General features: G+C 67.9%; 17 protein-coding genes. 9 read left to right on the top strand and 8 right to left on the bottom strand.

The features are described from left to right. Positions 1 to 65: 65 nt before the first annotated feature. Positions 66 to 1,037 carry a glycoside hydrolase family 3 N-terminal domain-containing protein gene (locus AB5I40_RS33435; RefSeq protein ID WP_370934188.1) on the top strand — a complete coding sequence of 324 codons (972 nt, stop codon included), beginning with the start codon at positions 66 to 68 and terminating at the stop codon, positions 1,035 to 1,037. A gap of 285 nt (positions 1,038 to 1,322) precedes the next feature. Here AB5I40_RS33435 and AB5I40_RS33430 read toward each other — a convergent pair whose 3' ends face one another. Further along, positions 1,323 to 2,741, bottom strand: a complete 1,419-nt coding sequence (locus AB5I40_RS33430; protein ID WP_370934187.1) for a tetratricopeptide repeat protein — start codon at positions 2,739 to 2,741, stop codon at positions 1,323 to 1,325. A 99-nt stretch (positions 2,742 to 2,840) separates the two neighbouring features. Here AB5I40_RS33430 and AB5I40_RS33425 point away from each other — a divergent pair, with 99 nt between their 5' ends. Further along, entirely contained in the window at positions 2,841 to 3,749 is a 909-nt protein-coding gene (locus tag AB5I40_RS33425) for a PHB depolymerase family esterase (RefSeq protein ID WP_370934186.1), read from the top strand. Positions 3,750 to 3,850: 101 nt separating this feature from the next. Here AB5I40_RS33425 and AB5I40_RS33420 read toward each other — a convergent pair whose 3' ends face one another. Continuing rightward, on the bottom strand, positions 3,851 to 5,011 hold the full coding sequence (locus AB5I40_RS33420; protein WP_370934185.1) for an FAD-dependent oxidoreductase: 1,161 nt from the start codon (positions 5,009 to 5,011) through the stop codon (positions 3,851 to 3,853). A gap of 208 nt (positions 5,012 to 5,219) precedes the next feature. Between AB5I40_RS33420 and AB5I40_RS33415 the strand changes: the two genes are divergently transcribed. Continuing rightward, the gene (locus AB5I40_RS33415; RefSeq protein ID WP_370934184.1) at positions 5,220 to 6,584 is read left to right on the top strand and encodes a cytosine permease; all 1,365 of its coding nucleotides are present in this window, start codon (positions 5,220 to 5,222) and stop codon (positions 6,582 to 6,584) included. On the opposite strand, the gene AB5I40_RS33410 is transcribed toward AB5I40_RS33415, so the two are convergent. Genes AB5I40_RS33410 through AB5I40_RS33390 form a run of 5 tightly spaced genes read right to left on the bottom strand, consistent with a single transcriptional unit; the run spans position 6,553 to position 12,813 of the window. Next, positions 6,553 to 7,425: a hypothetical protein gene (locus AB5I40_RS33410; RefSeq protein ID WP_370934183.1), complete on the bottom strand. Its 873-nt coding sequence runs from the start codon at positions 7,423 to 7,425 to the stop codon at positions 6,553 to 6,555. The two genes, AB5I40_RS33415 and AB5I40_RS33410, sit on opposite strands and share 32 nt — an antisense overlap. Continuing rightward, positions 7,422 to 9,911 carry an Hsp70 family protein gene (locus tag AB5I40_RS33405; protein ID WP_370934182.1) on the bottom strand — a complete coding sequence of 830 codons (2,490 nt, stop codon included), beginning with the start codon at positions 9,909 to 9,911 and terminating at the stop codon, positions 7,422 to 7,424. Before AB5I40_RS33405 ends, AB5I40_RS33410 begins: the two co-directional genes overlap by 4 nt. Continuing rightward, the gene (locus tag AB5I40_RS33400) at positions 9,904 to 10,395 is read right to left on the bottom strand and encodes a hypothetical protein (RefSeq protein ID WP_370934181.1); all 492 of its coding nucleotides are present in this window, start codon (positions 10,393 to 10,395) and stop codon (positions 9,904 to 9,906) included. The genes AB5I40_RS33405 and AB5I40_RS33400 overlap by 8 nt, the downstream gene beginning before the upstream one ends. After that, positions 10,395 to 11,735, bottom strand: coding sequence for a hypothetical protein (locus tag AB5I40_RS33395; protein ID WP_370934180.1), 1,341 nt, complete (start codon positions 11,733 to 11,735; stop codon positions 10,395 to 10,397). The genes AB5I40_RS33400 and AB5I40_RS33395 overlap by 1 nt, the downstream gene beginning before the upstream one ends. Positions 11,736 to 11,784: 49 nt before the next feature. Beyond that, the gene (locus AB5I40_RS33390) at positions 11,785 to 12,813 is read right to left on the bottom strand and encodes a LacI family DNA-binding transcriptional regulator (protein ID WP_370934179.1); all 1,029 of its coding nucleotides are present in this window, start codon (positions 12,811 to 12,813) and stop codon (positions 11,785 to 11,787) included. A gap of 134 nt (positions 12,814 to 12,947) precedes the next feature. On the opposite strand from AB5I40_RS33390, the gene AB5I40_RS33385 reads away from it, so the two are divergent. The 5 genes from AB5I40_RS33385 (at position 12,948) to AB5I40_RS33365 (ending at position 17,852) form a co-directional block, all read left to right on the top strand. Then, positions 12,948 to 14,270, top strand: a complete 1,323-nt coding sequence (locus AB5I40_RS33385; RefSeq protein ID WP_370934178.1) for an ABC transporter substrate-binding protein — start codon at positions 12,948 to 12,950, stop codon at positions 14,268 to 14,270. 2 nt (positions 14,271 to 14,272) lie between these two features. Next, positions 14,273 to 15,253 carry a carbohydrate ABC transporter permease gene (locus AB5I40_RS33380; protein WP_370934177.1) on the top strand — a complete coding sequence of 327 codons (981 nt, stop codon included), beginning with the start codon at positions 14,273 to 14,275 and terminating at the stop codon, positions 15,251 to 15,253. Between the two features lie 8 nt (positions 15,254 to 15,261). After that, positions 15,262 to 16,104 (top strand): carbohydrate ABC transporter permease, encoded by an 843-nt coding sequence (locus AB5I40_RS33375; protein WP_370940667.1) that lies wholly within the window; start codon positions 15,262 to 15,264, stop codon positions 16,102 to 16,104. 2 nt (positions 16,105 to 16,106) lie between these two features. Beyond that, entirely contained in the window at positions 16,107 to 17,483 is a 1,377-nt protein-coding gene (locus tag AB5I40_RS33370) for a GH1 family beta-glucosidase (protein WP_370934176.1), read from the top strand. 135 nt (positions 17,484 to 17,618) lie between these two features. Next, complete coding sequence (locus AB5I40_RS33365) at positions 17,619 to 17,852, top strand: hypothetical protein (protein ID WP_370934175.1); 234 nt, start codon at positions 17,619 to 17,621, stop codon at positions 17,850 to 17,852. 618 nt (positions 17,853 to 18,470) lie between these two features. Here AB5I40_RS33365 and AB5I40_RS33360 read toward each other — a convergent pair. Then, positions 18,471 to 19,319, bottom strand: a complete 849-nt coding sequence (locus AB5I40_RS33360) for an ion transporter (protein ID WP_370934174.1) — start codon at positions 19,317 to 19,319, stop codon at positions 18,471 to 18,473. Between the two features lie 867 nt (positions 19,320 to 20,186). Here AB5I40_RS33360 and AB5I40_RS33355 point away from each other — a divergent pair. Next, positions 20,187 to 21,392, top strand: coding sequence for a glycosyl hydrolase family 8 (locus AB5I40_RS33355; RefSeq protein WP_370934173.1), 1,206 nt, complete (start codon positions 20,187 to 20,189; stop codon positions 21,390 to 21,392). Positions 21,393 to 21,411: the final 19 nt, after the last annotated feature.

Genomic DNA, 21,411 nt, shown 5'->3' with positions numbered 1-21,411 from the left:
CTGCGTCAACCTCGCCTTCGCAGACTGTGCCGGAGCAGCTGTCTTGCGCGTCGGCGGTGGCGGGGATGGATCCGCGGGCGCGAGTGGCGCAACTCGTGGTGCCGGGCGTCAACGCGGGCGATCCGGCGGCCGTCGCGGAGCTCGTGCGGACGCAGCAGGTCGGCGGGATCTTCGTGGGCGACAAAAAGACCACGCTGTTGCAAAATGGCGCGCTCGCCGGCGTCCAGCGAGCCGCGAAGATCCCGGTTTCGGTCGCGGTCGACGAGGAAGGCGGCCGGGTGCAGCGCATCGACGACCTCGACGGCTCGCTCCCGAGCGCCCGGCAACTGGCCGCCTCGAAGACGCCGGACGAGGTGCGCGCGATCGGCGAGCAGCGCGGCAAGCAGCTGCGGGCACGCGGGGTGACCGTCGACTACGCCCCCGACGCGGACGTGAGCGACGAACCCGACGACGCGGTGATCGGCGACCGTTCTTACAGCCCGGACCCGGAGAAGGTCCGGCAGTACGCGATGGCCTTCGCCGAGGGCCTGCGCGCAGGTGGGGTGCAGCCGGTGCTCAAGCATTTCCCGGGCCACGGCCACGGATCCGGCGATTCGCACCGCGGCACCGTCGTGACCCCGCCGCTCGACCAGCTGCGACGGGTCGATCTGGTGCCTTATCGCGATATCTCAGAGTACGGGCAGGTCGGGGTGATGGTGGGGCACTTGGAGGTGCCTGGGCTTACCGGGGACGAGCCCGCGTCGCTCGCGCCGGAGGCATATCGGTTGCTGCGCAACGAGTTCCACTTCACGGGCCCGGTGATCACGGATGATCTCGGCGGGATGAAGGCGATCACGGACCGGTTCGCGTTGCCGGATGCGGTGTTGAAGTCGTTGCAGGCGGGGGCGGACCAGGCGTTGTTCTCGTCTGGGCACAACGACGTGGGGGCTGTAGTGGATCGGCTTCAGCGGGCGGTGCAGAGCGGGGAGTTGTCTTCCGCGCAGGTGACGGCTTCGGTGGAGCGGGTGTTGGCGGGTAAGGGGTTTTGCCGTCCTTGACCTCGGCGGACCGGCACGGAGCTGGCCACGGCGACCGCAGGGGCAATGCCAGGGACTTAAGACGGCGTCATGGGCGCAATGGGGCTTGTCGGTCGTGAGGGGCCCCTTGAGGGAATCTGATTCCCTCAAGGGGCCCCTCACGACCGAAGAAAACGGTCAAGTTGGGCAAAAGTGCGCATTGCGGTGACCCCTGCGTCCCTTGTGGACAGTCAGCAGGCCGCACGGGAGCACGAGGCTGCCGTTCACCTGCGACAGAGAACGAGCTCCGGCGAGGCAAACGCGCGTTCAGACCTCCTCCGCGAGGACCTGAGCCAGAACAGCCGCAGCACTCACCGTCTGCGGATGGTCCTCCCCCAGCGCCCTTCGGCAACGCGGCAGGAGGTCTTCCAGTACAGCGCGAGCTGCGGCGCGGTCGCCGCGGCGGAGGTGGATCTTGACCAGGTTGCCCGTCGTCCGCAGGGTGCCCAACGCGTCCGGGCCCAGGGCGCGGCGGCTTCGGGACAGGACATCCTCTGTCAGGCGGCGAGCGCGTTCGTATTCGTCCAGCCCCAGGTACGCCACGCAGAGGTTGTTCATGGCGGTCAACGTCAGCGGGTCGTCCTCGCCCAGGACGCGTCCGGCTCTGGACGCGAGGTCGCCCAGCAGGTTGCGCGCCTCCGCGTATTCGGCGGTGCCTATCAGGCAACCAGCCAGGCGGTTGACGACGGCGAGAGTGTCTGGGTGGTCTTCGCCGAGTGCCGCGGTCCATTCGGCGTGAAGGATGCGACCCAGAGCGACACCGGGGTGAGCCTGGCCGGAGACGAAAAGGTAGCGCAGCACTCGGATGAGCAGTGCGCGGTACTCCGGCGGTTCGTGGCCGCGGAAGTCCGGTTCGGCGGCCGACATCCGGATGGCGTTGGCGACCCGGCGGTATTCGGGCCACGAGTCTTTCAGGTCGGGGTCCAGGTCCACGGAGGTCGGAGCCTCCATGAGAGGCGGCAGCACGGGATACGGCGGAGGCTGTGCGCGGTCCCAGAGTGAAGCAGGGCCGTCGAGCAGGCTGGCCGGGCAGCCTCGTTCGTGGAACAGGTCGCAGCCGGAGTTGAGCACTGAAGGCGAGTGGCCGGAGAAGAGAGCGGGCACCGGATACGCGTGGAACGGCTCACCCTGGTTGTCGATGACTGTGGTGCCATGGCGGCCCGCGCAGGTCCAGTCCACTTCGAGCCGCCAGGCGACCTCGTGGGTGGTGGTGATCGGTTCGATCTCGAACTGCTCGATGTCGGTCGCGCTGACGGTGAACGGGAAATCCGGGCCCTGTGCGACCAGGCGCGGCGACGGGGCGTCGAAGTCGGTCGTGAAGGGGCGCGGTTCCAGCAGGCCGCCGATGCGGACCTGCAGGCAGGCCGGGCGCGGCGGGGTTCGCGAGACGACCACGATCCGCGCGGATTGCAGGACGACGGCGCGGGTCGTTCTGGCTTCGACCGTGATGATGTGGACGGTCCCGCCGGGGACGGCGACCTGCGGTGGATCGGTGTCGAGCACCAGGTCGGCCAGGGTTCCGCCGGGTTGCAGCCGGACCGAAGCGATGAGCGGGTCGGCCAGATCCGCCGGACTGTCGCCCGACCGGCCGACATTGATGTCGCCGTGCACCGCCCCGGCCATGACGACTTTGTCGAACTGACCGCCGGTGATGTGGTTGGCAGAGGACTCTTCCGCGTCCGTCACCCAGGCGAGCCTAGTCGTTAACTCAATGAACGAAAGGTTCGTCCGGGGCCGATGCGGGGTGACTATGGTCGCGCTCGCCCGTCGATCGAGGAGGATCGGATGTCCGGACGTTTCCGTGCAGGCGTTGCCGTACTAGCGGCGGCCATCGGGCTCGGGATGTTTGCCGCGCCAGCATCGGCCGAACCGGCGCCGACGACCGGATGCGGGCAGGCGGTGGAAAGCGCCGGCACCACGACGGTCGAGCATCTGACATCCGGCGGGATCGATCGCGAGTACCGGATCTACGTGCCCGCGCGCTACAACCCGCACCGGCAGTACCCGGTTGTCCTCTCCTATCACGGGCACGGACGCACGGCGGAGTACCAAGAAGAACTGTCCGGTTTCTCCGGCTCGGACGTGATCGCGGTGTACCCGCAGGGAGTCACCGGCACGGACGGCAAATCCGCTTGGACCGGTGCGCCCTACTCGGCCCCCGTCGACGACGTCCGGTTCACCGGTGACCTCCTCACCTCGCTGCAGCACCGGATGTGCGTGGATCCGGCGCGGATCTACGCGGCGGGCAAGTCGAACGGCGGCGGGTTCGTCGGCGTGCTGGCGTGCCGGATGGCCGACCGGATCGCCGCGTTCGCCCCGGTTTCCGGCGCGTTCTATCCCCAGGGCGGGGCTTGCCGCCCGAGCCGGAAGGTCGCGCTGCTCGACTTCCACGGCACGGCCGACACCACCATTCCGTACACCGGAAATCCCGCGAAGGGGCTTCCGTCCATTCCGGACTGGCTGGACGGCTGGGCCGCGCGCGACCGGTGTTTCCCTTACCCAGTCTCGGTTTCTCCGGTCCGCAATGTGGTCAAGCAGTGGTGGCCCGGATGTTCGCTGGTGCATTACCGGGTGGAGGGAGCCGGACACGTCTGGCCGAGCACCCGCCCGAACAACGACTCCGACACCCCTGCCCCGATCGACGCCACCCCGGTGATCCTTCAGTTCTTCCAAGCACACCGCCTGGGCCGCTGACGTACGTGAGGGGAACCCTGAGGGAATCAGATTCCCTCAGGGTTCCCCTCACGTACGTTCAACGGCGCGCACCGCACCAGCCTCAGCCGACCCGCACCGCCTCAGCCGACCCGCTCCGCAGGCTCCCGCTTCTTGGCGAGCATCCGCCGGAACCCCTCGGCCACGACTTTCGCCGTGTCCTTGCCGTGGTCGGCGGTGATCCGCTTGACCATCTCCGCGGACTCGGCCGCGACCTCCTCGCTGCGCGCGAACATCCGTTCCTCGTGCAGGGCCAGCGCGGTCTCGACGTCGTCCGGGTGCGCGGCGAGCAGTTCGGCGAGGTCGGAGCCGTCGAGCATGGCCAGGTTCGCGCCTTCCCCGTTCGGGCCCTGCAGGTGGGCCGCGTCGCCGATCAGCGTCACGCCCGGGGTCCGCTCCCACCGGTGCACGCCCGGCAGCCGGTAGTGGCGGCGCAGGATCGGCGCGGTGTCGCCGCCGGAGATCAGCTCGCGGAGTTCCGGGGCCCAGCCGGCGAACTCGGCCTCGATCCGGGCGAGGGCGGCCGGGGTGTCGAGGCCTTCGAGTGCGTCGAACCATTCCTGCGGCTTGTTCAGCATCGCGTAGGTGTGCAGGGCGTCGCGTTCGCGGTGCACCATGATGCGCCGGTCCGGCCCCGGCGCGCCCATTCCGCCGCCGCCCACGACCTTCGCGGCCGCCGGATGCCGGGTTTCAGCGTCGTAGAGGTACGTCTCGACGAACGCTAGGCCCATGTACTCCGGCATCGCGTCGGACAGCAGCGGCCGCACCCGCGACCACGCGCCATCCGCGCCGACCAGCAGCTTCGCGACGACCGAACCGCCGTCGGCGAAGGAAACCTCGTGGCCGTCGGCGACCGTGCGGACGCCGCTGACCTTCCGGCCCCACTGGACGGTGCCGTCCGGGAGCGAGTCGAGCAGCATCTGCCGCAACTCGCCGCGCAGGAGTTCGGGACGGCCGCCGGTGCCGTCGTCGGGATGATCGAGCAAGACCGTGCCGTCGGGATCGAGGATCCGCATCTGCTGGCGGCCTTCGAGGATCAGGTCGCGGAACTCGTCCATGAGACCGGCCGCCTCGACGGCGATCTGGCCGTTGTAATCGTGAATGTCGAGCAGTCCGCCCTGGGACCGCGACATCGGCGACGCCTCGGCTTCGTAGACCGTGGCCGGGATCCCGCGCAGGTACAGGACCCGGGCGAGGGTCAGTCCGCCGAGGCCGGCGCCGATGATGGTGACTGGAGTCTGCATCTTTCTCCCCTGTGAGCTGGTGACCGCTGAAGATTGGCGGCGTCGGCTGGCAGCGGCCGCACACTCCGCTGGCAGCCCGCTGCCAGGCGCTGACAGCCAGTCAGGGTCTGGGATCCGAGACAGAATCATCCGGCGGCTACTTGGCCGAACGGGCCGTGCTGACGTTGAGTTCGTCCAGCGCATTCACCGAAGATCCGCAGGAGGGCACGTGGCGGCCACATTGGAGCGACGCTCGATCGACCCGGTGCCCGAGTCCGAGCGGCACGGGCACCCGCGCAGCCTGTTCACCCTGTGGTTCGCCGCGAACACGCAGATCACCTCGGCGGTCACCGGCGCGCTGACCGTGCTGGTCGGCGTGCATCCGCTGTGGGCGATCGTCGCGGTCGTGCTCGGCAACGCGCTCGGCGGCATTCCGATGGCGCTGCACGCCGCGCAGGGGCCGAAGCTCGGCATCCCGCAGATGATCCAGTCGCGCGCGCAGTTCGGCGTGTACGGAGCGGCGCTCCCGCTGGTGCTCGTCGTGGTGATGTACCTCGGCTACTTCGCGAGCGGTTCGCTGCTCGGCGGCCAGGCGGTCGCCCAGATCACGCACCTGCCCACCGACGCGGCGATCGCGGTCTACGCACTCGCCTCGGCGCTGATCGCGATCGTCGGGTACCGGCTGATCCACCGGTTCGGCTGGCTCGCGTCCGCGCTGTCCGTGGTCGTCTTCCTCTATCTGACGATCCGGCTGGTCAGCGGGCACGACCTCGGCGCCGTGCTCGCCGCGCCGCACCTGGACTTCCCGAAGTTCCTGCTGGCGATCTCGCTGACCGCGTCGTGGCAGCTCACCTTCGGCCCGTACGTCGCCGACACGTCGCGCTACCTGCCGTCGGCGACGTCGGTGCGCGCGACGTTCTGGTGGACCTACGGCGGCACGGTGCTGGGCGCGGTGTGGGCGATGTCGTTCGGCGCGATGGCGTACGCCATTGCCGGGAGAGCGTTCAAGGGCCACGAAGTCGCGTACGTCGTCGGCCTCGGCGGCGAAGCGTTGCTGATCCCGCTGCTGCTAGCCATCGCGCTCGGCAAGTTCACGGTGAACGTGCTGAACATCTACGGCGGCTACATGACCGTCGCGACCGCCCTGACCGGTTTCGGCCGCCGCGCGGCGCTTTCGCAGGCCACGCGGATCGGCTACATCGCGGGCGTCGGCGTGGTCGGCGCGGTGATCGCCATCCTCGGCCGCGGGCAGTTCCTGTCGAACTTCGTGCTGTTCCTCGACTTCCTGCTGTACTTCCTCACGCCGTGGAGCTCGATCAACCTGGTCGACTTTTACCTGCTGCGCAAGGAGAAGTACGACCTGGAGGCGCTCTACGACCCGAATGGCCGATATGGCCGGTGGGTTTGGCCCGCGCTGACCGCTTACGTACTGGGGATCGTGGTGCAGATCCCGTTCGCCAATGTGGAAGGCGTTTTCGTCGGCCCGATCGCGCCGCTGCTCGGTGGCGCGGACATCTCGTGGCTGCTTGGGCTCATCGTGCCTGGGGCGTTGTACGTGGCGTTCATGCGTCGGTCGGCTGCACTTCGAGTGTGACTGTTCGGGCTGGGTTCGCGCCTTGGTCCGCGCTGGAGACGGCGAACGCGGTCAACGGCAATCCGCTCGCACCGGCCAGTACCCGGGCCGCTGAGGAGGCTCGGGCCAAGGAGACTGCCGAGCCGCCGCTAGAAGGGCCGCCGGGGACAGCTACGCCGTGGCCGATCACGGTTACGCGTACGGATTGTCCTTTAAGGACACTCGCCCAATCCGTCAATGCCGCCCGCCCAGTCCCGTTCGGCGTTGTCGCGTTAGGACTGAACAGGCTGCGGCCGAAGTTGACCGTGACCGAGTCGGTTCCTGCCTTCACAACAACTCCTGGCGCGGCCAACGACCTCGCCAGCTGATTCAGGTGCCCCTGTCGCTCTTCGGCGGCGGCGGCATCGCGGGATTCCACGCTGCGCAGGCGATCCAGCTCAGCACGGAGACCTTCATCCGGCTTCACCGCCATGATCACGGGAGCTGGCGGCTGACGCGTCGTCAGCACCACCCCGCCCACGATCGCGCCGCCGATCAACACCACCGCACCAGCAGTCAGCAGATACCGGCGAACCGGCCGTCGACGCAACCGTCCGGAATGGACTTTCGCGATCACTCGACGTCCCGCCTCCGCGGCGGAATTGCCCGGCTGCAAAGCCAGGACCGCCGCCCATGCCGCATCTGCCGCTGCGAGGTCGCCGGATTGCGCGTGCACGCGAGCCAACAGATCGAGCCGCGCGGGATCGCCCGCTGAATCCGGCTCCAGGAGTGCGACGGCCGCCTCGTAATCGCCGCGACGGGCGAGGTCGGCTCCTTCGGCGAGGACGAGTTCCCGTTCCAGCGCCCGCGAAAGCCCGCTCATTCTCGCTCCCCGCGAAGAATCCCGCCGCCCGGCTGACCCGGCCGGTCGTCCGGGAGCAACCGACGCAACCGGCGGTTGACGTCCGGCAGCGCGGCCCAGTTCGACGTCGCCACCGCGTGCTCGCCCTCGCGGATCAGCTCCCGCGCGCGGGCCGGGTCGGACATGGTGTCGCGCGAGGCCCGCAGCGCGTTGAACACCTCCAGATGCAGCGAACCGTCCCGGCGCAGCAACACAACCTGCAGGTCCAGCGCCCGCTCGGACAGCCGCTCGCCCGCCTCGGTGTCATGCGATTCGGCGATAGCCGCGTACCGGCGTTCGATCTCGGCCAGCTCAGTCCGGTCCTCGTCCGCGCCGACGCGGTCGACCAGCTCGCGGCAGTGCTCGATCTGATCCCGCAGCCGCTCCAGCACCTCGGGTACGCGCAGCTCCGCCTCGATGTCGTCGAGATCCGCCTGAACGTCGCGCATCCGCCGTTCCGCGGCGACCGCCGCCCCCTCGTCGGTGCCGCCGGAACGCACTTCGTCCCGGACCGCCGCGACGCTGCCCTGTTCGTCCAGCCGGTTCAGCAGTCCGCGCGCCCGGTCCGAACGCGTCCTTACGACCTCCGTCCGCACCTGTTCGTGCCGCGCTTCCAGTTCATTCAGCAGCCGCCGCAGCGTCTGCGGGTCCGGCACGTGCTGCTGTTTGAGATCGATGACTGCCTCGAACTCGTTGTCCAGCAATGGAACCTCGGCCACCACCGACACCTGCCGCGAATCGTCCATCTCGAAGGTCATCACGACCTCGCTGCCGCGCGGCAGGTCGAACCGCACGTCCCTGGCGCGGATCTCGATCACGCCCACCTGCTGGTTGCGTTCGCCGCGACGGCGTTCGCCTTCCGCGACCGGGATCCGGATCACCGCGGACGTGTTGCCGCGCTGCAGCGTCGCCGTGGTGAAGAACGTTTGCCGTTTCGCCGCCGGCAGCGGCGCGTTCTTCATCAGCATCGGAGTGAACGACCCGTCGGCCTCGGTCAGGCCGACCGTGTTGACCACGGTCTGACCCATCATTTCGTTGAGCTGGTGCGTGATCGTGAGCGAGTCCGGCTGCACCGCAACCCGCGCGCCGGTCGGGTCGAGCAGTTCGATCTCGAACCGGTTCGTGCTCAGCTCGTCGAGCACCACGTCGACGGTGAAAGTTCCGTCGGCGGAAAGGGAAACCTCGGACGTCCGGTAGACCGGCCTGCGCTGCGGCGCGCTGAGCGCGATCCGGAACCGGGCCCACTCGGCCGGGCCGTCAGTCGAGCAACGACCGGACACCGGCAGGGTCGGCAGGCTCGTGGTGGCTGGATAGGACAGTTCCAGCGCGTACTCCCCGCGCCTCGCTGGCCGTACCGTCCGCGGCCGCGCCACTGTCCCGGCATAGGCGGCCGCACCGCGGGCCACCACGGTGCTCGGGTCCTGACTGTGGTCGAGCGGAATGCCGAGCCCGGCTGACGGATCGGCCAGCAGTTCGCGCAAACCGGGCGCGAGCGTCGGACCGCCGACGAGCAGCAACCGGTCGATGTCCGACGGACGCAGATTCGCCGACTCCAGTGCAGACCGGCACAACTGCACCGCGCGCAGGTAGAACGGCCGCGCCACCTGATCGACTTCCTCGCGGCGCAGGGTGTATTCGAACATCTCGCGCTGCCCGTCGCCTCGGTCGAGATCGAGCAGCACGTAGGTCTGTTCTGCTTGGGAGAGCTGGATTTTCGCCGTCTCGGCGGCACTGCGCAACCGCGCGAAGTTCCGCCGCCAGAACGGATTTTCCCGGGTGAAATCACTGAACCCGAGCTGCCGCGCCGCCTCCGGAGCCAGCACCTGGTCCAATACCGCCTGGTCGATGTTCCGGCCGCCGAGGTGGGTGTCACCAGCGTGATGCAGCACGCTCAACTCTCCTTCGACAGTGCTGACCACCGCTGAGTCGAAAGTCCCGCCGCCGAAGTCGAACACCATCCAGTGCGCGCCTTTGCTTTCGTTCTGGAACCCGAACGCGAACGCCGCCGCCGTCGGTTCCTGCAGCAGCGGGCAATTCCCGGTGAACCCGGCCAGTTTCGCCGCTTCCTGCGTCGCCTCGGTCTGGTTGAGCAGAAATGCGGCGGGCACAGTGATCACCGCCGCGTCCGGAACTTCGCGCGGAGCAACGGAATTGCGCAGCGATCGCAGCACTTCCGCGGACAGTTCCACCGGCGTCATGCTGAATCCGGCCTTCGGGAATTCCCGCCGCGCGTCCGGCAATCCCATGGCCTGCTTGAATTCGATCTGCACACTGTCCGGATCGTCCTCGAGCCGACGCCGCGCTCCCGCCCCGACTTCGAGCACGCCGCGTCGGCGGCTCCACACCGCGGACGGCGTGTAATCCATCTGCGCGTTGTTCTTGATCACCGCCACCGCGCCGTTGTCGAGAACCGCGATCGCGCTGTTCGTGGTGCCGAGGTCGATTCCGAAATCGATCGTGTCACGCATCCGTTTCCCCGTTCCCCCGGGCGGCCGGGCGCCCGACGATGACCTGTCCCATCTGGATCCGGCGGCCGGTCAGGTAAATCGACGGCCGCACGGTCTCCACCACCCGCTCGACGTCCAGGTCCGGTTCGTCCTGGAACAGCAGCACCTCGAGCGCCATCCCGGAGCCGAACGGGATCCGGTCGTGGTCCTGCACCAGCACCCCCGCCGCGTCGAGCGCGTCCTGGCTCGCGCTGAGGAACCGGCCCGCCTGCCGCGCCGCCCGGTCCTGCGCCCCGGCGAGCTTGCGCCGCGCCCGCCACAACGCCGTCGCCGCCTCCGCCAAGTCCGATTCGGACAGTGGCGGCGCATCGGTCAACACGGCGGAGAGTTGCTCCAGCGCGTCGCGAAGCCGAGCGCGTTCCTCCTCGCGCAGACCAGGTTCGGCGATCCGGAATTCCTTGTGCTGCTTGCGCTGCCGTGCTTCTTCGCCACGCCGGTCCGCCATCACAAGCCCCTCCGCACCCGAACGAACGGGGCGACGTACACCAGCACCACCGCAACGGCAACGGCCAGCCAATGCGGCACATCAACCGGGAGGAGCGCGAGATAAACCACCGCGTCCAACGCCAGCAGAGCCGGATACCGCCCCGGAGTGGTCCAGGGCCGAGCCGCCACAAAGCAATTCGTCAACGAACCGGCAACCGCGCCGAGAAAGATGACAGCCAGAAGTGCGCCCTCCGGAAGCTTGAAGCCCAGGAACACCGCCGCCGCGACCGCGTGCAGCAACGCACCGAAGATCCGGCCCGCCGACGGTTCCCGCTCCGGAGGACGAGTCGACACATACGCCGTGGCAGCGATCTCGTTGCGCGCCACAGCTTCCAGCGTCTCCGGATCGCGACTGCACCGCCGAGCGAGCGCGAACACCTCCCGCACCAGCCCCGTCCCGCCTCCCGCGTCCGCCAGTGCGACCCCGATATTGTTCGCCACCACCGCGATCGATTCCGAAAGCGACGCCGTACGCCGGAATTCCGCCCTCGGCACGACCTCTTCGAGCCGGTCGAACAACGGCTGGGTCTCCTCGACGGCCCGCCAAGCAGCGGCCTCGGCCCGGTTCCCGTCCAGCTCACCGCGCAAATCCTTGAGCAACGACTCGGCCCGCCGATACGTCCCGTCGGCAATAGCCTCCCGTGCGTCCTCGACGGCATGCCGGTCAGCCGCGAACAACGCGAGATACCCGGTAAACCGCCGTGGCTCCGCCGACCGGGCAGCGACTTCGATCAACGGCGCGAGCAACGCGTCCGGCAAGGCGAGGCGCAGACCGTCCACTGTGGATTCGTCCAGCCGCCGGTCGCCCAGCTTCTCGACCCGGTGGTTCAGATGTCGCCAGAACGATTCGCTCCGCAGAACGACTCCCCAGCAACGACCGGCCTCGGTCCACAATGGAGTTGGATGGTCGTCGGTGCGGTCAGCTTCCGCATCGAGGGCTGCTGCATGGGCGACCACGGCGTTGTCGTGCTTCTGGTGCAGTTGCAGCGGACACCCGCAGTCAGTGGGCAGGCCCCAAGTCCAGAAGACCTCGTCGACCAGCCGATGCTCAGCGTTGCCGAGTGCGTCGAAGGCCGCCCGTACCGCGTCGACGGTCGCGTCCGCGGGCACTCCGTCCGGTGCCGCACCGCCGACTTCGAGCACCCCTAGGACTCGAAGGCGCCGCTCCCGCACCTCCCGCCGCGTCGCGGTCGCGGTGAGCCCGACGATCCGGAACGGGTTGCGCCGGTACAACTCGGGCGTCGCCACCTCCCGCACCCGCGCCGCGGCGGTCCGGCCGCGCCCCTCGTTCGCTCCCATGCCGGGGAAGGTAGGGCGAAGCGGCTGGGAGGGGTCCCGAAAAGCCGGGTTAGCTGGACTCGCGCACGACCAGCGACACCGGCAGGATCTGCGCGCCCGGTGCGACGTCCTCGCCGTCCAGCAGCCGCATCAGCGTCGAGACCATCGCGTGGACCTGTTCGCGCGGATCCTGGTGCACCGAGGTCAACGGCGGCGTCATGGCCGGAGCCAGCGCGGCGTTGTCGTCGAAGCTGACCACCGCGACGTCACCGGGCACGTCGCGGCCGGCGTCCGACAGCGTGCGCAGCGCGCCCACCGCCATCATGTCGCTGCCGACGAACACCGCGTCGAGATCAGGTGCCCGCTCCAGCAGCGCGGCCATCGCTTGCGCGCCGCCGGCCAGGGTGAAGTCGGCCTCCTCGGACAGCCCGGCCGGGTCGATCCCGGCGTCCACGAGCGTCTTGCGCCAGCCGGCGAGCCGGTCGATCGGCGCGCCCTGGTCCTGCGGGCCCGCGATGGTCGCGATCCGGCGGCGGCCGGATTCCACGAGATGCGTCACCGCCTGCCGGGCGCCGCCCTCATTGTCGAAATCCACCAGATGCACGCCCCGGCGCAGATCGGCGGCCTGTCCGCCGAACACCGTGGGCAGCTTCAGCAACCGCAACGCCCGGGGCAGCGGATCGGCGCGATGCGGGGCGAAGACGAGGACTCCGTCGACGTGCCCGCCCTCGAGAAACCGCACGGTACGGCCGAGATCTTCGCGAGTGTCGCTGAACAGCAACACCATCTGGCAGCCGACGTCGGCCAGTTCCCGGTAGCCCGCGCGCATCACCGCGGTCCGGTACGGGTCGTCGAGCAGCCGGGCTTCCGGCTCCGACAGCACCACCGCGATCGCGCCGGTCCGCCGGGTGACAAGCGAGCGCGCGGCCTGGTTCGGCGAATACCCGAGGTCTCGCGCGGCCGCCAGCACCTTCTCGCGCGAGCGCGCGCTGACGTACGCGTCGTCGTTCAACGCGCGCGACGCGGTGGACCGCGAAACCCCGGCGAACGCCGCGACGTCCTCCAGTGTCGGCCGCTCGTCCTCGGACCGAGGCACCACTTCGCCCACCCCCTGCCTGTCGGTCGGTCGGGTCAGCTTAACGGCGTCCGACCGGGAGCGCTCCCGGAGACTCTGGCCTTGACATCCACCGTTACCTGCAACACACTCGGTCGGCATCTGGGAGCGCTCCCAGGATGACTTCCAAGGGGTTGACGACGGTGACAACGTTCCGGAAGGGCCTGGTGCTGGCACTGGGCATCACGATGACCGCGGTGAGCGCCGCGGCCTGCGGCGGCGGCGACGGAGACGTGCCCGCGGCGGCCGGGCCGAACGAGCACGTGGAGCTGACGCTCGCGACGTTCACGGAGTTCGGCTACGAGGCGCTCATCCCGGAGTACGAGCGGCTGCACCCGAACATCAAGATCACCCACCGCAAAACCGGTCAGGGCGGGCCGTACGCGCAGGACATGATGACGAAGCTCGCCGCCGGCTCCGGCCTCGCCGACGTGCAGGCCGTCGAGGAAGGCCACCTGTCGGACATCCTCAGCAAGTCCTCGAAGTTCAACGACCTGAGCAAGATCGGGCCTTCGAGCGCTCAGCCGGACCGCTGGCTGTCGTGGAAATACGACGCGGGCAAAGACAAGAACGGCAAGCTGATCGGCTACGGCACGGACATCGGCCCGCTCGCCATGTGCTACCGCAAGGACCTGCTCGCCGCGGCCGGGCTGCCCAGCGACCCGGAGGCGGTGAAACCGCTGTTCGCCACGTGGGACAGCTATTTCGCGGCCGGTGCTCAGTACACCGCCAAGACCGGCAAGGCGTGGTTCGATTCGGCGGCGCAGAACTTCAACTCCATGGTCAATCAGCTGCCGGTCGGCTACCTCGACACCAATGACAAGCTCACGCTGGACACCAACCAAGGCATCAAGGACGCCTGGGCGAAGGTGACCGACGCGGTCGCGAAAGGCGAATCGGCGAAGCTCACCGCGTTCAGCAACGAATGGAATTCCGGGTTCAAGCAAAGCGCGTTCGCCACTAAGGCCTGTCCGGCGTGGATGCTCGGCGTGATCAAGGAACAGGCCGGACCGGACAACGCGAGCAAATGGGCGGTTACCGCGGCATTTCCCGGCGGAGGCGGCAACTGGGGCGGTTCGTACCTGACGGTGCCGACGCAGAGCAAACACCCGCGCGAGGCCGCTGAACTGGCCGCCTGGCTCACCGCGCCGGAGCAGCAGATCAAGGCGTTCGAGGCCAAGGGCAACTTCCCGAGCCAGGCGAAGGCGCTGGAAAGCCCGCAGCTGCTGAACGCGACTGACGCGTACTTCGGCGGCGCGAAGATCGGCGAACTGTTCGCCGAGCAGGCGAAGAAGGTGGCGAAGCCGCAATACAAGGGCCCGAACGACGGTCAGATCCAGGAAAACGTGGCCAGCCCGGCGTTGCAGTCGGTGGAACAGGGCGCTTCGGCCGCGGACGGCTGGCAGCGGCTGGTCGACGGCGCTAAGAAACTCACCCGCTGACGATGACTGTCACCGACAAGACCGCTCCGGAAAGCCGGGCCATGACGCGGCCGCATGCTGCGACGCGGCCCGGCCTCCGCGACCGGCTGGCTCGCTGGGATGTCAAAGTCTCGCCGTATCTCTACGTGGCGCCGTTCTTCATCGTGTTCGCCATCGTGGGCATGTTCCCGTTGCTGTACACCGCGTACGTGTCGTTATTCTCCTGGAAAGCCGGGGACGACAACCCGGACTTCATCGGGCTCGACAACTTCAAGGAACTGTTCGCGGATACACAGTTCTGGCACGCGCTGGAGAACACGGTCAGCATCTTCCTGCTGTCCAGCGTGCCACAGCTGATCATCGCGGTACTGCTCGCTGCGGTGCTTACGCTGCGGCTGCGCGGCGCGACCAGTTGGCGGGTCGGGATTCTGCTGCCGTACGCGGCGAGTCTGGTGGCGCTCGGGATCATCTTCGCGAACCTGTTCGGTCCGCGGTACGGGCTCGTCAACGGCGTGCTCCAGACACTCGGACTGTCCCCTGTGGACTGGCAGGCCAACCGGTTCGCCAGCCACATCGCCATCGCGATCATGGTCAACTGGCGGTGGACCGGCTATAACGCACTGATCGTTCTCGCCGCCATGCAAGCCATTCCGAAGGAATTGCACGAGGCCGCGCTGATCGACGGCGCGGGCACCGTGCGCCGCTTCACCCACGTGACATTGCCGCTGCTCAAACCCACGCTCATCTTCGTCACCATCACGTCGACCATCGGTGGGCTGCAGATCTTCACCGAGCCCAAGCTGTTCGACGCGATGCCCGGCTCGAACAACGGCGGTTCCACCCACCAGTTCCAGACGGTGACGCTGTATCTGTACCAAACCGCTTTCGAGAATTTCAATCTCGGCTACGCGTCCGCGATCGCGTGGGTGCTTTTCCTGATCATCGTCGTGATCGCACTGATCAACTACTTCGTCACCGGGCGGCTCGCAGGGAGGCGTAGATGAGCGTCCAAATGAGTTTGCGGGCGCGCGCGGCCCAGCTCGGCAAGCCGCGCAAGGCGACCTACGGCGTGCTGACCGTGTTCGTGCTCGGTTCGCTGTTCCCGTTCTACTGGTCGTTCCTCGTAGCCAGCCGTGACAACGGAATGCTCACCGAACGGATCCCGCCGCTGCTGCCCGGCGGCAACTTCTTCGCCAACGCGGCTCGGGTTTTCGACACCGTGCCGTTCTGGCGAGCGCTCGGGAACAGCATCATCGTGTCCGGCACCGTCACGCTCACCACCGTGTTGTTCTCGTCGCTGGCCGGATTCGCCTTCGCCAAACTGCGCTTCCGCGGCCGCAACGGCTTGTTCGTGTTCATCGTCGTGACGCTCGCGGTGCCGACCCAACTCGGCATCATCCCGTTGTTCATCGCGATGTCGAAGCTCGGCTGGGCGGGCGGCCTGCAGTCCGTGATCGTGCCGAATCTGGTCACCGCGTTCGGCGTGTTCTGGATGCGGCAGTACACAGTGGACGCATTGCCGTACGAGCTGATCGAAGCCGCCCGCATGGACGGATGCAGCATGATCCGGATCTTCTGGAACGTGTGCCTTCCCGCCGTCCGTCCGGCGGCAGCGATCCTCGCGATGTTCACGTTCATGACGTCCTGGAACGACTTCCTGTGGCCGCTGGTGGTGCTCGACGCGGGCAATCCGACCGTCCAAGTGGCACTGGAGAAGCTGCAATCCGGCTACTACGTCGACTATTCGCTGGTGCTCGCGGGCACCACGCTGGCCACGATTCCGATCCTCATCGTCTTCCTCCTGCTCGGCCGCCAGATCGTGGCCGGGATCATGCAAGGCGCCGTGAAAGGGTGACCATGTCCGCACAGCCGATCCCCGACGTGCTCGCGTTCCCGGACGCGTTCGTCTGGGGCGCCGCCACGGCGGCCTTCCAGGTCGAGGGTTCGACCACAGTGGACGGACGCGAGGCTTCCGTCTGGGACACGTTCGCAGCGCGGCCGGGCGCGGTCGCTGGCGGCGATACCGGCGACCCGGCCGCCGACCACTACCGCCGCTACGCCGACGACGTTGCGTTGATGCGCTCTCTCGGACTCACAGCGTATCGGTTCTCCCTTTCCTGGCCCCGGATCCTGCCCTACGGCAAGCCGGAGCCGCGCGGGCTGGAGTTCTACGACCGGCTCGTGGACCAGTTGCTGGCGGCGGGCATCCAGCCGTGGGCGACGCTGTATCACTGGGATCTTCCGCAGTCGCTTGAGGACCGTGGCGGCTGGACCGCGCGCGACACCGCCTACCGGTTCGCCGAGTACGCCGAGACTGTCGCGGCCCGGCTCGGTGATCGCGTCGCGAGTTGGTCGACACTGAACGAACCGTGGTGCGCGGCAATGCTCGGCTACGGTTCGGGGGTCCACGCGCCCGGCCGGACGTCACCGGAGGGCGCGGTGGCCGCGGCACATCACCTGCTGCTGGGGCACGGGCTGGCGATGGACGTGCTCCGGCAGCACACCAGCTCCCCGTCCGGGATCACGCTGAACCTGTACCCGGTCGTCGCGGACTCAGCCGACGACGCCGACGCCGTCCGCCGGATCGACGGGCTGCAGAACCGGTTGTTCCTCGATCCGCTGCTGCGCGGGGGCTATCCCGCCGACCTGCGCGAGGACCTGTCCCGGTTCGGCTTCGACGCCGTGGTGCGCGACGGCGACGAGGCGGTAGTCGGCAAGCCGATCGATTGGCTGGGCGTCAACTACTACCGCGGGTACCGGGTGGCCGGTTCGGCGCGCGCGGGAAGCACCCCGACGGGCGAAGAATGGCCAGGAGCGCAGCAGGTGCACTTCGTCCCGGACCTGGCCGCGCCGCGCACGCATTCCGGCTGGGAAGTGCAGCCCGCTGGGCTGACCGAATCGCTGCTGCAGGTGCATCGGGATTACCCGCCGGTACCGTTGTACGTCACCGAAAACGGCGCGGCGTATCCGGACGTGCTCCGCGACGGCGAGATCTCCGACGACGATCGTGTCGCTTTTCTCGACGCGCATTTGCGGGCCGCGCACGACGCGCTGGCCCAGGGAGTGGATCTGCGCGGGTATTTCTACTGGTCGTTGCTCGACAATTTCGAATGGGCCGAGGGGTATGCGAAACGGTTCGGCCTGGTGCACGTCGACTACCGGACCCAACGGCGCACGCCGAAGCGCAGCGCGCGGTGGTATGCGGAGGTGATCGCGCGCAACGCGCTCAGGTGACCTACTCCCGGGTTTACTCGCGCCGCCAGGAAAGACTTTCTCCTCGGTTTTCGCGTCACGTCGCCCGGACACGGTCGTCGGACCAGTGCCGGGGCCGCCCCGAACGGCCCCGCGAGCGGAGACTGGGAGTGTCCGATGACGGTGCGGAGCCGGGTGGCCGACGAGGTCACCACGTGGCTGACCGGGGAATTCGCGGGCCGGGTGCCCGCCGAAGCGGTCGAGGTGGTGGTGCGCGCGGCCGGGCGCGACCTCGACGGCAGAGTGGTCCCGGACGACCGCGGTGACCTGCTCTATCGAGTGGCGCGGGCCCGGCTGGTGCGGATGCTCTCCGCGCCCGAGCAGCCGCGCATCCCGCGTTCACGCCGGTAAGCGCTCGGCGTTCGGCCCCCGGACACGCGTTGTCCGGGGGCTAGCGCCACGTCCGGACCTTCTCCGGTGGCACGAAGTGACCGGACGCATGCCGACTGTGTTCGACGCGGCCCTCGAGCGGTTACGAGCCCGGCAGCACCCGGCTGCTCAACGGCGCGTGCGAGCGCTCCGGCGGCCACCAGACCTGCGCGGGCGGCGGGGGAACGTCATCGTCCGGAAGCTCGAGTGCGTCCGCGCCGCTCTGCCAGCGGTTCCAATGCACGGAGCACAGCCCGCGCCACAAGGAATCCTCCGCACAGTCCCGCCGACGGCACCTGCGTACCTGCTGCCCGCTATCAATCACGTCCACGACTCCAAACCAGCGCTCAACCTCCCCGCCGGCTCCAGTCTGCCCCGGCACCGGCGGGAACGCCTCGTACTCGAGCCAACACAACCCTTGTGCAGCAACGGAACGAGCGATCTCACCCTACTCCAGGCACCTGTGCGCGCACCGCGCGACCACAGTGCACTCTTTCAGCGGTTGACGGTTCACCGCCTGCCCTTTCCACACGAATACTTTGTGCCGCAACGGAGAGTCAGCGCGTGACGGCGCACGGTAGATATGTCCACAATGGATGATCACTTGGCGGGGTGGTTCGCGTCGTACTCGTGCGCCGCGGTGCGCTGGGTGCGGGTGCGCAGGAGGTGTTCGTCCGGGGAGTCGTCCACATCGGCCAGTCCGAGTGCGACCGCGCGGCGGATTTGTTCGCGGTTGTCGCGGACCACGGAGGAGAAGAAGTCGTCGATGCGTGGGTCCAAGAGGACTTCCAGGAGGACCCGGAAGGACGTGTCCACGGTGGCGCGGACGATTTCGTCGTGGAACGGGAGCCTGCGCAGTTTGCCCAGTTGCGGGTCCTCGGAGATCTTTTCGGTGATGATGGCGCGCAGTTCGGTCTTGTTTTCGCTGAGGGATTTGGCGAGGTTTTCGGGGTAGTTGCCGGTTTCCAGGACCTTGACCACCTCGTCCAGGACGGCGATGGTCACTGGTTTTTTGATGGCGCGGACGATGGGTTCGGAGAGTTTGTCCACCAGGCGGTAGGTGAATTGCTCGCCCACGGCTCGGTCCGCGGCTCGGCCCAGGCGGATGATCAGGAGGATTACGCCCAGGACGTGGTGGTTTTGGGTGAAGGCCGGGTGGGCTACCGGGATCATCGCGAAGACTTCGTACCAGGTGCGGGCCAGGAACGCGGCTCGCCAGCCTTGTTTGCGCCAGCGGTGGAGGAGTTCCAGGAAGAAGATGGCGCAGATGGTGCAGTCGGCGATGAAGAACCAGTGGCTGATGTCCGGCGGGGGCGGGCTGATGAGGAGCCAGCCCAGCATTCCGGTGGAGACTACGGCTAGGGCGAGCATGATCCAGTCGTCTGCCCGGACGTTGCCGGGGAGGATGCCGCTGTTGAGTTCGGCTTGGGCCGAACGGCCGGTGGTCATGCTGGCTCCCCTGTTCCCTGGTTGTTGCCGGGGGTGATGATCCCATGCTTGCGCGCGTGGGGCTGGGAATCATGTGGGGGCGTGGCGGACGGCTCGTGCTTCGCACATCGCGTCCGATTCTTGCGTGGGGCACCCCGAAGCCTGATTGTCATGACGGTCTGGGGTGGCTTGTCAAGGCGGGAAAGATGCCTTGACAAGCCACCCCAGACCGCATTTTGGCTTCGTATCGGGGTGCGGGGGGGTGTGGGTGCCTGGTGAGCTGGGTGCGCTGGCTGCGGTTTTGTTGGTGGGCCGCGCGGCTTGGGAGCGTTGGCGGGTTGGGCGTGCGGGCGCGGTTGGGTGGGTGGGCGGGTGGGTGCGCGGCTTGGTTGCCTGGTCGGGCGCGGTTCGCGGCGGAGGTTCGCGCCCCAATGTGGCATTGGGTGCGTCTGATGCACCGAACGCCACATTCGGTGCGTCGCGGTGACGGCAGGCGGCGAGGCGGCGCGGCAGCGAGGCGGTCCGTGAAGGGCTCCTTGAGGGAATCTGATTCCCTCAAGGAGCCCTTCACGGACTTGCGGCGAGGCGCGGGCGACCCTCTCGCACGCGGAGCGTGCTGAGGACTTGCGGTGGTCGCGAGGGGAACCCTGAGGGAATCAGATTCCCTCAGGGTTCCCCTCACGACTGCCAACCGGCCCGAAGCCTGCGAAGAGACCCACCAAACGTCAGCCGCGCCCCGGGAGGGCGTGAAGGTGCCTCACGAAAGCTTCGGAACCGGTACACCTGAACCATCCGAGCCGGACATCTTGACACGATCACCCCACTGGCAGCAGGCTTTTCCCCAACGCCGCCTAGTTAGGAAAGTTTACTAACAAGGAGACCCCCGACATGCCCGCTTCCCGGAAGGTGGCGCTGTTCGCCGCCGCTTCCGTTTCGCTTACCGCCGCGCTGGCCGGTGCTGGGCCTGCGACCGCAGCCGCCGTGGCGCATCCGTTTCCCGCGCACGTCACCTATCAGACTGGTGTCCGGCCGTCGGTTAGTCAGGCCGAGCAGGACGCCGCGGTCAAGAAGCAGTACGACTCCTGGAAGAAAACTTACCTCCGCCAGGCTTGCGGCGGTTACCTCGTCTGGGCTACCGACGACGCGCCCAACAAGGGCACCGTTTCCGAGGCTCAGGGATACGGGATGAACATCGTCCCGCTGATGGCGGGGTACGACGACCAGGCCAAGACGATCTTCGACGGGATGTGGAAGTTCGTCCAGGACCACCGGGACAGCAAAGGGCTCTTCCAGTGGGTGATCGACGGCAAGACCTGCAAGTACTCCGACGGCGGCACTCCTGACTCCGCCACCGACGGCGACCTCGACGTCGGGTACGGGCTGATCCTCGCGGACAAGCAGTGGGGCGGCTACAGCGCGGCCGCGAAGGACTGGCTGGCCAAGGTCTACCAGCACGACGTCGCATCGGACGGGCATCTCAAGATCGCCGACGACGCGGGCAACGACGACACCCGGCCGTCGGACTTCATGCTCGACCACTTGCGCGCGTTCGCGAAGTACGACACCGCGCATGACTGGAACAAGGTCGTCACCCGCACCGAGCAGCTGATCACCCAGTTCACGGCCAAGTACTCGCCGACCGCGAATCTGTTGTCCGACTTCGTGGTCGGGGCGAACACCAGCAGTCCGAAGCCCGCGCCCGCAGACCATCTCGAGAATCAGCCGGACAACATCGTCGGGTACAACTCGGTTCGCGTGCCTTGGCACATGGGCACTGACGCGTTGCTGTACGGCGGCAAGGTCGCGACCGACGTCGCCAAGAAGGAGTCGGCCAGCTACAAGAGCAAATCCGGCAGCAACCCGGCCAAGATCTATCCGCACACCAAATTGGACGGTACGCCGACCAAGACCAGTGACCAGTCCGAAGTGGCGGCGAACCCGGTGGGTGTCGCGGCGATGGTCGCCGGCGATCAGGCGTGGACGGATTCGCTGTGGAAGTACATGGCGGGCAACCCGTATGACGACACTTACTACGGCGAGACCATCAAGTTGCTGGTCTACCTGGTGATGTCCGGGAACTACTGGGCTCCGTGATCCAGGCCGCCCGTACGGA

Source organism: Amycolatopsis sp. cg13 (genome assembly GCF_041346965.1).
Taxonomy (GTDB): domain Bacteria; phylum Actinomycetota; class Actinomycetes; order Mycobacteriales; family Pseudonocardiaceae; genus Amycolatopsis.
This window is presented reverse-complemented; position numbering and strand designations above follow the sequence as displayed.